This window comes from Vreelandella arcis, assembly GCF_900103865.1.
In the GTDB taxonomy this organism is placed as follows: Bacteria; Pseudomonadota; Gammaproteobacteria; order Pseudomonadales; family Halomonadaceae; genus Vreelandella; species Vreelandella arcis.
Window position 1 is genome coordinate 29,435 of the sequence record NZ_FNII01000018.1, and the last position, 12,800, is coordinate 42,234.

At 57.9% G+C, this 12,800-nt stretch carries 12 protein-coding genes; 7 read left to right on the forward strand and 5 right to left on the reverse strand.

The features are described from left to right. Positions 1–10 precede the first annotated feature (10 nt). Entirely contained in the window at positions 11–2,551 is a 2,541-nt protein-coding gene (locus tag BLR97_RS17025) for a FecR family protein (RefSeq protein ID WP_089707721.1), read from the forward strand. A gap of 6 nt (positions 2,552–2,557) precedes the next feature. On the opposite strand, the gene BLR97_RS17030 is transcribed toward BLR97_RS17025, so the two are convergent. The 3 genes from BLR97_RS17030 to BLR97_RS17040 form a co-directional block, all read right to left on the reverse strand. Further along, the gene (locus tag BLR97_RS17030; RefSeq protein WP_244511359.1) at positions 2,558–4,774 is read right to left on the reverse strand and encodes a CHASE2 domain-containing protein; all 2,217 of its coding nucleotides are present in this window, start codon (positions 4,772–4,774) and stop codon (positions 2,558–2,560) included. Between the two features lie 70 nt (positions 4,775–4,844). Then, complete coding sequence (locus BLR97_RS17035; protein ID WP_244511360.1) at positions 4,845–5,837, reverse strand: AI-2E family transporter; 993 nt, start codon at positions 5,835–5,837, stop codon at positions 4,845–4,847. A gap of 332 nt (positions 5,838–6,169) precedes the next feature. Next, complete coding sequence (locus tag BLR97_RS17040; RefSeq protein WP_089707723.1) at positions 6,170–7,381, reverse strand: YeeE/YedE family protein; 1,212 nt, start codon at positions 7,379–7,381, stop codon at positions 6,170–6,172. A 249-nt stretch (positions 7,382–7,630) separates the two neighbouring features. Between BLR97_RS17040 and BLR97_RS17045 the strand changes: the two genes are divergently transcribed. Then, entirely contained in the window at positions 7,631–8,575 is a 945-nt protein-coding gene (locus tag BLR97_RS17045) for a co-chaperone YbbN (RefSeq protein WP_089707724.1), read from the forward strand. A gap of 30 nt (positions 8,576–8,605) precedes the next feature. Here BLR97_RS17045 and BLR97_RS17050 read toward each other — a convergent pair whose 3' ends face one another. Then, positions 8,606–9,769 (reverse strand): MalY/PatB family protein, encoded by a 1,164-nt coding sequence (locus BLR97_RS17050; RefSeq protein ID WP_089707725.1) that lies wholly within the window; start codon positions 9,767–9,769, stop codon positions 8,606–8,608. Between the two features lie 38 nt (positions 9,770–9,807). On the opposite strand from BLR97_RS17050, the gene BLR97_RS17055 reads away from it, so the two are divergent. The 5 genes from BLR97_RS17055 to BLR97_RS17075 all read left to right on the forward strand — a co-directional run bounded on the left by BLR97_RS17055 (position 9,808) and on the right by BLR97_RS17075 (position 12,251). Further along, positions 9,808–10,239 carry a hypothetical protein gene (locus BLR97_RS17055; protein ID WP_089707726.1) on the forward strand — a complete coding sequence of 144 codons (432 nt, stop codon included), beginning with the start codon at positions 9,808–9,810 and terminating at the stop codon, positions 10,237–10,239. 108 nt (positions 10,240–10,347) lie between these two features. After that, positions 10,348–10,755 carry an acyl-CoA thioesterase gene (locus tag BLR97_RS17060; RefSeq protein WP_089707727.1) on the forward strand — a complete coding sequence of 136 codons (408 nt, stop codon included), beginning with the start codon at positions 10,348–10,350 and terminating at the stop codon, positions 10,753–10,755. A 39-nt stretch (positions 10,756–10,794) separates the two neighbouring features. Next, positions 10,795–11,088, forward strand: a complete 294-nt coding sequence (locus tag BLR97_RS17065) for a hypothetical protein (RefSeq protein WP_089707728.1) — start codon at positions 10,795–10,797, stop codon at positions 11,086–11,088. A 36-nt stretch (positions 11,089–11,124) separates the two neighbouring features. After that, positions 11,125–11,646 (forward strand): DUF501 domain-containing protein, encoded by a 522-nt coding sequence (locus BLR97_RS17070; protein WP_089707729.1) that lies wholly within the window; start codon positions 11,125–11,127, stop codon positions 11,644–11,646. A 62-nt stretch (positions 11,647–11,708) separates the two neighbouring features. Then, on the forward strand, positions 11,709–12,251 hold the full coding sequence (locus BLR97_RS17075) for an LOG family protein (protein WP_089707730.1): 543 nt from the start codon (positions 11,709–11,711) through the stop codon (positions 12,249–12,251). A gap of 43 nt (positions 12,252–12,294) precedes the next feature. Here BLR97_RS17075 and BLR97_RS17080 read toward each other — a convergent pair whose 3' ends face one another. After that, the gene (locus BLR97_RS17080) at positions 12,295–12,795 is read right to left on the reverse strand and encodes a hypothetical protein (protein WP_089707731.1); all 501 of its coding nucleotides are present in this window, start codon (positions 12,793–12,795) and stop codon (positions 12,295–12,297) included. Positions 12,796–12,800 lie beyond the last annotated feature (5 nt).

The window sequence follows — 12,800 nt, forward strand, 5'->3', positions numbered from 1 at the left end:
GAGAGACTCGATGGCCATTTTTCACAAGCACTCACTCGCTCGCGCCACCTCGCTCAGCTTGAGTAGTCTGGCGCTACTCCCCTTCCCCACCTTTGCCGACACACCGGCCGGGCGAGTGATGTTTGTGCATGGCGACGCCACCATTGAGCGCGATGGCAAACGCTTTAAGGCCGAACGCGGCGACGACATTTTCGCCGGCGATACTTTCCACACGGCACAGGCCAGCACCCTGCAACTGCGCTATTCCGACGGCGGCACCAAGGCATTACGGCCCGAGAGCACCTACACCATTGAACGTTATGTGCTCGACGAAGAAGTACCTGACAACTCGACCCAAGGCGGCGAACTACTGCGCGGTGGCCTCCGCGCGATTACCGGCGCCATCGGCAAAAATGCGCCTGAAAACGTCGAATACAGCACGCCGGTTGCCACAATGGGGATACGTGGCACAAGCTTTCAGATGCTGCACATACCGGATGGCGGTAGCCCTTCACTTCCCCGCCTGGAATCAGGTAGCTACCTCTACGTGGAAAGCGGCTTGATCGCCATGTCCACGGATATCGGCGAAACCTTTGTGCGACCCGGCCAAGTGTTTTTCACGCCCGCACTCAGTGCTGCGCCTCAACTGCTGCCTGATGGCCTCAGCATCTTTGAGGCGCTTGATGAAAATAGCCCACAAGCCAGCCCAGACGATGACAGCGCCGAACCATCCAACGCCGCGACCCAAGGCGATACGTCGACGACTGGCTCCACCAGCTCAAGCAGCACCTCTTTAATTCGAGGCAGTTTTGTTGAAAATGCTGAGCTCACGCCTAATGGTAATTCGCGCTCGCTACAAGATACGCTCAGCGAACGCCAAGCAACGTCTCGACTTCCAGCGGGCGCGCCACAAGTGCCAACCGAAGCTCAGCAGTTAGGTTTTGCGAACACTAATTCGATGCTCAATCAAGGCATCAACGGCAGCGACGAAGAGTTTCTTGGTGAATCAGGCCAACTCCTGCTCACCAACGGCGAAAACGGCAGCCAGGCGGTATCGTCAGATGCCACGCGCTGGAACGAAAAACTGCGTTCGGCTGCACTCGGTGATGAACGCCTACAAACCCGCGCCAATGCCGAGCCGGAGAATTTTCAGGTGATATCGCTCGGTGAGCGCGACGCCACTAGCGATAGCACAACGGCCATTTACTGGGGCCGCTGGGCCAGCGAGGATATCGCCAAATTGAGCGCGGACGGTAAGATACTACTGACCCCGTTAGGAAACCTGGGCGATCTACACTATGTAGGCAGCAACAACGTGATTAACGTTAATAGCGACGATGCGGATGGTATCCAACAAATCATCGAACTCGGTGAGAGACTCGCCAACATTGAAATAGACGGCGCAGAGGAGCAAAAGCGCGTCGACTTTTCACTGGTTACCCCAGGTGAACTGACGTCAAGCGAGGGTACCCTTGAGGTGCGCGATGATTCGCGTTTCTCGCTGGCCTACCAGACGGTTGATGGCGAGGAGAAGCTACATGCCCAAGCACGTTTCTACCTGGTTGATGAGCAGGGCAATGTTTATCTGGCACAAGCCTATGAATCGCTGGCAGCCCTCTTTTCCAATGACGAAAAGGTGGCCTCGCGCCTGACATTCGACACCACTGATCAGCTTGATCACTTGTTGCGCCAAGCAAGCGAGAGGGAAGGCCGGGTAGTACTTCCGGTCAGCGGCGGCCATTTCACCTCGCGCTTTACCGGCCAATCGAGTGGCGATGGCGAATATGCCAGTATCGACGGCGTGATCGGCAACCTCTATGTCGAGATTGACGATGGCAAGCGAAGCGCCTACGGCAGCCTGGGCTTTGGTCTCGATGCGCCCGAAGCCCGCTGGACCGATATTGAACCAAGTCCACAAAGTGAAGTTGTCTATGACCTTTATAAACGCAATATTGCACCGTCGAGCCTAGGCGATCACGCGGTGGACGATGGCAAGATCGTCTGGGGGTACTGGGAAGAAGGGACGGAAGTGCACCTTCTGTCAGGTGAGACCTACACGCTCAGCGCTCCCTTACCCTTTATTACAGCGTCCCTAGAAGTGGCGGGGTCGGTGAGGGAGTCGCTGAGCGGAGCGGCGCGTGATGCGCTGAGTGCTCAGCTAGACGATGGAGGTGTTACTTTTAATTGGGTGGATGGCACGGGCTTAGTGTCCGACGACAATGGCGATGTCATTCCTATTCTCGACACGAGTTCTATCACGCTCTCCAACGCCCAGGGCGTGAGCATTGACATTTTCCTGGATGACTATGGCAAGCTGACCGCCACCCATACCCCTGACAATTTCTCACTCGACGATCCACTGTCGCTGGAAGGGGAGACCGTGGCTGGAGATGCCCATAGCTTCGCAAGCGGTGGGCTTGTGGGCCGCTATGTGGGCGAGGAAGCCAACGCCATTATGAGCCTGATACAGGCATGGGATCTCAACTCAAATGACGACATCATTAACCTTCATACTGGCACCGGTGCTTTCGATCGACAGAGCGTTCCTAACTCTCCCCCTGACGTACAGTGATAACGCTTACTTCTCGGTATGCACCCACACCCCATCCCAGTCGGATGGAGGCGGGTTGGCGTTGAAGTGTTCGATACGCTCTAGGTACATCTGTGTAGGGCGATCCTGCTGATCGGAGAGCGCCCTGAAGGCACGCGCCGCCGATGCAAAGTCCGCTGCTTGATAAAGCCCCAACGCCTGTTCAAACGCCGCGTGCCAGTCACGCCGTGACTCGGTCAGCGTTTCCCAACGGCTAATGGGCTCCATAACCCACAGCGGTTGACTGCGCCCCTTAACGGTGACTTTATCCAAGCGTCGGTAACACCACCCCGGCGCCTGATGGGCAGTGGCATCGCTGACAATTACGCTCACACCATAGGTCTTGGTCAAGCCTTCCAGGCGCGCGCCCAGGTTGACGTTATCGCCCATCACCGTGTAAGCCATACGGAAGCTAGAGCCCATATTGCCGACACTCATCGGCCCAGTGTTTAAGCCAATGCCCATGGCCAAGGCGGGCTTGCCTTCAGCGGTAAACTCACGGTTGATATCCCCAAGTGCCGAAAGCATCGCGAACGCCCCGTTTATCGCCCGATCAGCGTGTTGCGCATCGTGCAGCGGCGCGCCCCAAAACGCCATAATGGCATCCCCCATATATTTATCGATGGTGCCATTATGCTGGTGAATCGCGCCGGTTAACGGCGTTAACAGCCGGTTCATCACCTGGGTCAGCTCCGACGGTGGGATGGTTTCAGAAAACGCGGTGAAATTACGCACGTCGGAAAACAGCACGGTGAGCGCGCGCTCCTCGCCTTCTAAACCAAAGCTTTCACCGCTTTCGACCATACTCTCCACCAGTTCGGGGGGAATATACTGCCCAAAACGGGCCGCCACCCAACGTTTTTGCTGGGTTTCACGCAGAAAGTTCATCGCCAGGTGCCAGAGCATCTGCACCGTCAGCAGTACCAACAAGCCCGCAATAGGTAACGCTAGCCCCTGATGCCACGCCCACAGGTTGCCGCCCACTGCGATGGCCAGCAACGCGCCACTAACGACGATCAACAACGGCGCATTCAAGCGCGGATACAGCATCACCATCAGTCCGCCCAAAGCACTCAAGATGACTAACTCAAGCCCAAACACCCACGGCGGCTGAGCCAGGATGCTCTGGTGCAGCATTCCAGCCAGCAAGCTGAGGTTAATCTCCGGCCCAGGATAGACGGCCCCAACGGGGGTCGAACGCAAGTCCATCAAGCCAGGAGCCGTCGCACCCAATATCAATGTTTTACCTGCCAGGGCGCCCGGCTCCAGCCGACCCTTCAACACATCGGCCGCCGAAATATACTCAAAATGCCCGCGCGGTCCATACCAGGGCACCAACGCGGCCCCCCGAGCATCAACGGGTATTTCGAAGCCACCCACATCCAGCGCTTCCAACTGAGAGACGCCAGCCCCTTCGCCGATCATGGGTTTTATGGCTGGCTGGCCCAGCAAGGTGAGTAGCATCGCCAGCGGTAAATTGGGGTACAACTCGCCCTCCCAGCGCTGCAACATCGGAACACGACGAAACACACCGTCGCTATCAACGTACGGGTTATCAAAAAAGCCCGCGCCTAGCGCACTTTGCTGCAATACAGGCAGGTTAGCGGTATAGCGCTTAGGCTTGGGAAAGGGGAGCGGCGATGGCTCCTCCACCATGGCCGGCATGGGTAGTTGCCCCACCGGGGGCGGGTCTCGGGGTTGAAGCGATGCCTGAAAGTAGTACCCCAGGACTACAGGGAAGGATGCCAAGACGTTCGCCAGCTGCGTATCGCCATCATCGGGGGGAGGTGCATCGTGTAATGACGGGTATTGTTGGCTAAGTGTTTCCCAGTGGCGCTGCCAAAGCGGACTTTCCGGCTCCGCGAACACCACATCGATGCCTAAAAGACCAGCGTCATACTCGGCGAATAACGCTTCCACCAGACTCGCCACGGTCGCTCGTGGCCATGGCCACTGGCCTATTTCGTAGAGGCTGCGTTCATCAATATCAATAATCGCTAACGACGAATCGACCTGTTCACTCAGCGTACTGCGTACTTTCAAGTCGTAGGCCTGCCACTCCAGGCGTTCCAAAATAGGCAAGGGTAGCCAGCCGACTCTTTCCATCAACAACAAGACAATGATCAGCGCACCGCCGAGGTATTGGAGCCAGCGCCAGTAGCGGCGCTTTATGGAAGCGGGCTGTTGGGAAGCAGCTGTCGACACGCCAAGGCCTCATTACCAACGGAATAACAAAACTAGCACGACCAAGACGTTAAAATGAACACGCCCTGCGCTAGCGACGAGGAGGGGTGGGCTCCTGCACGTCTTCCTCACGGGTAACGTAAAGGCGATTAATCAATACAAATGCAACAACCGTCAGCGGAGCGGCCAGTATCAAACCAGCTACACCAAACAGAGTGCTCGCCGCGAACAGCGAAAACAATAGCATCGCCGGAGGCAGACTAACGGCGCGCTGCTGTACCAACGGCTGCAAAACATTACCCTCTATTTGCTGAATAATCGTATACGCAATCAGCACAAACAGCGTGGTTTGAGGACTTACCGTGAAGGCAAGCAAAAGCGCCGGAATGGCCGCGATAAGAGGCCCTACCAGCGGTACAAAATCCAATAGGCCAGCAATCAGACCCAAGCCAATCGGGGCGGGCACGCCTAGCAGCCACATGCTTACTCCCACCAGTAGCCCGGTTACCACCATGGCCACCAGCTGGCCACCAAGCCAAAAACGCAGCGCTTTGCCGCTCTCATCCAGCGCCTCCCCCAAGCGTTGCCGACTTTTAACCGGCGCGAGTAGCAATAGACCACGGCGATAAACGCCTGGCTGGGCAGCAAAATAAACCATGCCGACAATGAGCGCGAATAAACTGACAACACCGCCCCCCATCGAAACCACAACCATGCCAACCTGAGAAATACCGTTGCCTAATACGCTACCTGCCCGCTCAGCGGCATCATTAACTAGTGGCGCCAACGGTGTTCCTTCAAGCGTTTCTTGGAGCTGGTTCCAGGCCTCGGGTAACAGAGTAGTCAGCGATTCCAGCTCGGAAGACACTCGGGCGCCAAATGCCCAACTAATTAAGCCCAGCGCCACGGTTAGCGTAATAATCACCGTTGAAAGCGCAAGCCAGCGTGGAAAGCCTAGCCGCAAAAGCGGTGTCATACCGGTCTGCAACACACAAGCACCCACCAAAGCGCCAAAAATCAAGATAAGCAGGCCAATTAGCTTCCAAAGCATTAACGCGACGACCACCAGCGCCAATGCAATCAAAGCACACTCCGTAAACGTCTGATGTTGATACCTTGAGCGCATTCAATATTCCCTTTGTAGATGCGTTGACAGCGCCAAGCGATTGTCCAAATGGGCAACACGCTTGACCTGTGAGAAGCACTATAGAACATTAGCCGCTGAGCATGGGGTGTTCTGGAGCTTTACATAAGATCGCTTGAAAGCTAAACGCCTAGGCAAGCCTGAAACAAACGAAGCCCCTTTCAATCAGAAGGGGCTTCGTGGTGACTGATATATCGCGATTGGTAGCGCGGTTTCTTCGGTCGTCGCAAAGGCTGAGTAACCGAGGCCTGTTAAGACCTGTTCTTATGCAATCAACACGTTTTCGCCGCAGGCTTTTTGCCTGCTTCTCCCGCGAAGAATAACGGCCGCAGCTTAACGCCCAGCATATTGCCCGCAAAGGCCGCGACTAACCACACCCAGCCGTGGAGGCTGCCAGACGCAATACCGCTGAAGTAAGCGCCGATATTGCAGCCAAACGCTAGCCGCGCGCCATAACCCAACAGGATGCCGCCGATAACCGCCGCCAACAGCGAACGCAGCGGAATATTGAAGTTCGGTGCGAACCGCCCGGCCAGGCTGGCAGCAGCTAACGCACCCAGCATGATGCCAACGTTCATCACTGTAGTAACATCGCCCCATACGCTTGAGGCCAGCGCGGTTGCATTGCCTGGCGACTGCCAATAGCCCCATTGGGAAACGTCGCCGCCCACCAGTTCAAAGCCTTTAGCGCCCCATAGCGCGAATGCCGACGTAATGCCCCAAGGGCGGCCCGCCAATGCCAAGGTGGCAAAATTCAATAGCGCCAATCCCACCGCGCCCGCTATCAGCGGCCAAGGGCCAGTTAACCAACGCTGATAACCATGCTTTTCGACCTGCGGGGCTTTCTCCAACTGCCCGTGGCGGCCTTTTTCCATCACCACGGTAAACGCCGCAATGGCGGCAAACAGCACCAGGCTAATCGCGATGCCGCCGCTAGAGCCTGCTACGTCGACTAAGGAGACCGGCTGAAAAGCGGGCAGGCTTTGCCACCAGGCAAAATGCGCGGTGCCAATCACCGACCCAACAATGAAAAACACCAGCGTGATGATCATGCGGGCGTTGCCACCCCCCGCCGTGAACAAGGTGCCCGAGGCGCAGCCGCCGCCTAACTGCATGCCTAAGCCGAATAAAAACGCCCCCACCAGCACAGAGATACCAATTGGGGCGACAAAGCCTGACACCTCGTTCCCAAATAGACTGCCAGCCCCCAGCGCGGGGAAAAACAGCACCACGGCGATGGCCAACATCACCATCTGTGCACGCAGGCCGCGACCACGCCGATCAGTAATAAGCACTCGCCACGCGGAGGTAAAGCCGAACGCGGCGTGATACAGCACCATGCCAAACAGGCCACCGACAATCATCAAAAGGCCCTTATTGGCACCAAACACGACACCTATTAGTAACGCGCCAAGCACAATCGCCGCCGTAGCAATCAGCGGCACGCGATAGCTCTGAGGCGCAGAAACAGCCGTTGTAGACATACACCCACCTTTTACAATGCCAAAAGCGCCTGTTGGAAAACAGGCGCTTTTGGACAATTTAGAGAATTAACACAAGCCTACCGCTGGCGAACGATAACGTAAAATGCTTTATCCAACATCTTTTATATCATTAACGAATAACCATGCCATACCTGCGCGATCAAGGTGGTTTTTTACGCGCTTCGCCTTGAATCCTCGTTCACTTGGCTGCATATCTATGACTAAATTTATCTATCTATGAGCACGTTTATGTCGTCTATTATTGATCCTCGCACCGGTGAAGCGTTGACCACCACTGACGTCAGTAATGACGGCCAGGCCAACGCGGATCGGCCGCCGGTTCGCCCCGAAGACGTCATCATTGACCTCAACGCGGGCAATATCCAGCAAGTTCTGGAAGCTTCTATGCAAGTGCCGGTTCTGATGAACTGCTGGGAGCCATCAAGCGAAGCATGCAAACAGCTCATGCCGGTATTGGAAAAGCTAGCCCTTGAGTATGGCGGCGCGTTCCTACTTGGCAAACTGGATACCCACGCCAACCCGGAAATCGCCAGGCAGTTAGGGGTAAGCTCGGTTCCTGATATCAAACTGATTAGCCAGGGCGGCTTGGTAGACAGCCTTCAGGGCGCGCTTCCCGAGCAGAAGGTTCGCGAGTGGCTCAACCGCTACTTTCCAGCACCGGAAGACGCACCGCCGACCCCTGAGGAGCAAGCCGAAGCAGCGCTCGACGCTGGCGACCCGGCAGGCGCACGGGAAATTTACCAATCGTTGGTCAGCCAATATCCCGAGCATTATGCCTATCAGGTGTCGCTCGCCCGCACGCTAGTGGCCGAGGGTCGTCGCGAAGAAGCCCGCAGCTTGCTCGACAACCTGCCGCCGGAAGAGCGCGATGCGCCCCCCGCCCGCGGTGTTCGAGCCAGCATCGAGTTCGGCGATCAAGCACTTTCCAGCGAAGAGATTGCCGCCCTAGGTGACCGCACCGACAGCGAAGCTCAATATCAGCGCGCCCTGCGCCAAGTCGCGGACGGTCAGTACGAAGCCGGGCTCGACGCCTTACTCACGCTAATGAAGCAGGATCGCGCCTACAACGACGACGCGGCGCGCAAGACCCTGCTGCAGGTGTTCGACGCCCTGGGAGCCGACCACCCACTGACCGTGGCCTACCGCCGCAAGCTATTTGCCCTACTTTATTAAAGCGGTACTGAGCGCCACTAATTGCTGAGGTTAACGGGCCAGTAGCGTGTCCATTCGGGCCAATGCCGCCTCCAACTGCGAGGCGGTGGTGCCAAAATTAAGCCGCGCAAAACCTGGGTGACCAAAGGCCGCGCCGTCCGATAACGCCACGCCGGCTTGATCAAGCAGTGCCGCTTGCGGCGATTCACCAAGTTGGGTCTCGCGCATATCCAGCCAAGCCAGGTAGGTCGACGCCGGCGGGCTCATCTCAACCCCCGGCCAGCGAGCCACCCGGTGCGCCAAGGTCTCACGATGCTCACGCAACGTCCCTAGCAACGCCTGCCGCCATGGCTCTCCATGGCGATAGGCCGCTTCCGCGGCCACCAACCCCAGCACGTTACCATCGGGAAGCAGGCCCTTAGCAGCCTGGGCGAAACGTTTGCGTAGGCTGGCGTCGGGAATCACCGCGCAAGCCGTGGTGAGGCCCGCTAGGTTGAACGTCTTCGACGGTGACCAGAGTGTTATAGTGCGCTTGGCCAACTCGGGAAAAGCCGCAACGAGCGGTCGATGGCTCGCCCCTTCGTCAAGCAGCAAATCGCAATGCAGCTCATCCGACACGACCCAGAGGTCATGGCGCTCGACAAACGCTGCCAACGCGGCCAGTTCGCCATGCGACCACACACGGCCGGTTGGGTTGTGGGGATGGCACCACAACAGCAAACGGGTTTGCGGGGTCACCGCCGCCTCAAGCGCGCCGATGTCCAGCCGCCAGCGATCGTCGGAGCTGACCGGCGTGGCCAATGCCGCCTGCTGGGGTAGCCTGCCAGTGCGTTCGGCCACCGCCAGAAACGGTGGGTAGATAGGGGTGACCGTCAATACACCGTCGCCCGGCGCAGTCAGCGCCAACGCTGCCAGGTGCAATGCAGGCACCACGCCCGGCAACCACTGTTGCCAGTCGGCATGAATCGGCCAATCGTAGTGGTTAGCGCTCCACTGGCAAAGGGTTTCTGTTAACGTGGCAGGCACTTCGCCGTAACCATAAACGCCGTGCGCCACCCTTGCGTGCAGGGCGTCTATCACCGCAGGCGGTGAGCGAAAGTCCATATCCGCGACCCACAAGGGCAGCACATCGTCAGCGTACCGGTGCCATTTTTGCGAAGCCCAACCCTCAGCAGGGTGGCGTCGCTCAACGGGCGTGGCAAAATCAAACACCATCATCGCTCTCACTTATTTAATCGGGGGTGCTCTTGAGCATGCCGCAAGATGACTTTTATACCAAAGTGCGCCAAGGATTACCCGCGCTGTTGCGCCAGTGGCGAGCGCTGGGCCAGGCCGATGCCGACCGTTTGGCGCTGATTCTCGCCGAAACGGCACGGGTCGCCAAACTCGGCGAACCCAGCGAGACGCCGACCGGGGCCACACTCGACGCCTGGAGCCAGACCCAAGACGAGGACATCCCGTTGTGGGCGCCGCGTACGGCGGTGTTTTTGCTCAACCAAATGCCCGCGCGCCCGCTGCCCGAAAGCGATGCCGAAGCCTGCGCCTGGGCTTACTGCTGGCTGCGCAACCGTCGTTTCGAAAACTTAGAAGAAGCGCAACTGGCGCTACCCGCGCACTTGCAAGCGCCCTTGGAAAGTGCCCTGGCCGCCGCCTGGCGTGATCAACAAGGGCTGCGTTTGGTGTAATCATTCGCAGCAAAACTTGACCAAGCGCTTGCTTGGGGTAATTCTGAAGCTCTTCATCAACCTTCTGGTTTACCCCACACGCTGCTAACAAGATTTAAGGATGGCGCCATGTTTACCCGTACCATTGAACCGGCGTTTTACGACACCGACGCCCTTGGACATATCAACAATACCCGCCTTCCCGCCTGGTTTGAGCTAGCCCGCAACGACCTGTTTCGACTGTTTACCCCCGACCTGGATCCCAAGGCGTGGCGACTGATTATGGCGCGGATGGAGGTCGACTACCGTGCTGAACTGTTTTACGGTCATGATATCGAATTACGTACGTATCTAACGCGCCTGGGTAACAGCTCTTTTACCGTCACCCAAGAGGCGCGCCAGCACGGCAAGTTAACCAATGTCGGGCATACCGTTTTGGTGCAGTATGACCACCAGGCAAAATGCACCGTGCCCATCGAAGGCGAGTTGCGGGAAGCGCTTGCAGCCCATCTGCAAGAGGCTCCCGCCCCCGCCTGAATCGCTACGCCCCGGTAACGGGGCGGCTAGGAGTGCCTCATGGCGATCCGCTACAATCTCTGGCTAGACCCGGACAACACCGCCCAACACCGCGCCGTGGAGGCCGACCTTGAGCGCTATTTTATGGAGCGTTTTGCTGACTATCCGCATATCCGCTTGTTCGGGGCCGACCCCTACGATTATGATGCGCCGTTTAATCGTCTTTACGATGTACTAATGGCGCGCGCCGCAGAATACTGTGAACGAACGTGGTGTTATGTGGCGTCACCGAAACAGCTCAATCGCTGCTTCTTTCGCGCCGTTGGCCGCTCCACCAAGTTTGTTCAGGAATAACCCTGCACAACACGACTGCCTGCAAGAGACCGCCCAATGGTGATTCGCACCGATCAAGCCCCCGACGAACGCCAATTGGCGATTATTACCCAGCAGCTTGGCCGCCCGCCCAAAGGCATTGAGGCTGTGGCCGCCGTGGATGGCGAGGACACGCCGCTGGTTTTGCGTATGGCCCCCATTGTCGATGGCAAGCCTTTCCCGACGCTTTACTGGCTGTGCTCCGACGTGCTCAAAGTCGAGATTTCGCGTATTGAAGCCGTGGGCGTTATCAAGTCGCTGGAACAGCAGCTACAGGACGATCCCGACTTCCTCGCCGCCTACCAGCAAAGCCATCGCGACTACGTTGACGCACGCTGGACACTGATGAGCGACGCCCAGCGCGCCGAGGTGGATCAGCTCGGCTACCGAAAGGTGCTCACCGAGCGCGGCATTGGCGGCATTAGTAATTGGCACCAGGTACGCTGCCTACACACCCAGTACGCGCACCACCTGTGCGGCCACAATGTCATCGGCCAATGGCTGGATACACACCATCAGGTTCATGCCTGCCTGCCCTAACGCGCCAGCGCTACTAAGGGCTGGCCGCCCATTGTTACCCCTCACCGTAAGGAACTCGAGTGATGTCTAGAATTTGCGTTTACCTTGGCTCACGGACGGGTGAAAGCCCGGCTTTTCGTCACGCCGCCCACGACCTTGGCCACACCCTGGCCGCCCGTGGCCATACGCTGGTCTATGGCGGCGCACGGGTGGGATTGATGGGCGAATTGGCTAACGCCGCACTGGAAGCGGGAGGCGAGGTGATTGGCGTCATGCCGGATCAACTGGTGGAGCGCGAACAAGCCCACTTTGGCCTGACCGAGCTGATCCGCGTGCCCAACATGCACGAACGCAAGGCCACCATGGCAGACAACGCCGATGGCTTCATCGCCCTGCCGGGGGGTATTGGCACTTTTGAAGAATTGTTTGAAATCTGGACCTGGGGCTACCTGGGGCTGCACGACAAGCCGCTGGGGCTGCTCAACGTAGAGGGCTTTTACGCGCCGTTGTTGACGTTTTTAACCAGCACGGTGCAGCACGGCTTTATGTCACAGGCAACACGGAACATGCTGCTCGACGCCGAGACGTCGGGCGCCTTGCTTGATGCCCTGACAGCCGCCCGCTAGTCGACGCGAAGCCAAACGTTATTGGGAAGGGGTAACGACCTACTCACTCACAGAGCAGGCGGGTGCGCTGGTAGGTCAGTTGCAGCAAACGGGCGTCTTCACCGGCACGGTGGCGGTGAATGCCGCTTTCGCCGATGACAGCTTCTTTAGTATCGCTCCACAACGCCTGCTGCGCTTCGCTAAGCAAAATTCTTAATGCTTCTAACCGAAAGCGCGGCAGCATGCCCGCATGGTGGAACAACAGCGAGAGCCAGGTATTGTCGTACCCCCAGCTATCGCTGTACGCCTTGCCAATGCTGGCCAGTTCATCGTTCAACCATTGGGCTACCTGACGCACGGGATAGCCTTCACGTATCAGGCGCTCGCGGGCAATACCGTGGAGCAACTCGGCCTTGGGATCCCAGTGCGTCCACTCATCGAGCGGTTGAATCAGAAACGCGCAGCTGGAGCCGTCGGTACGGGCGATCCCTACCTCAATCGGGTAGCTACCGCGTCCGAAACCGGACGCTTCAATATCCAACACAGTCGGGAGCGTCTCGGACACAGACG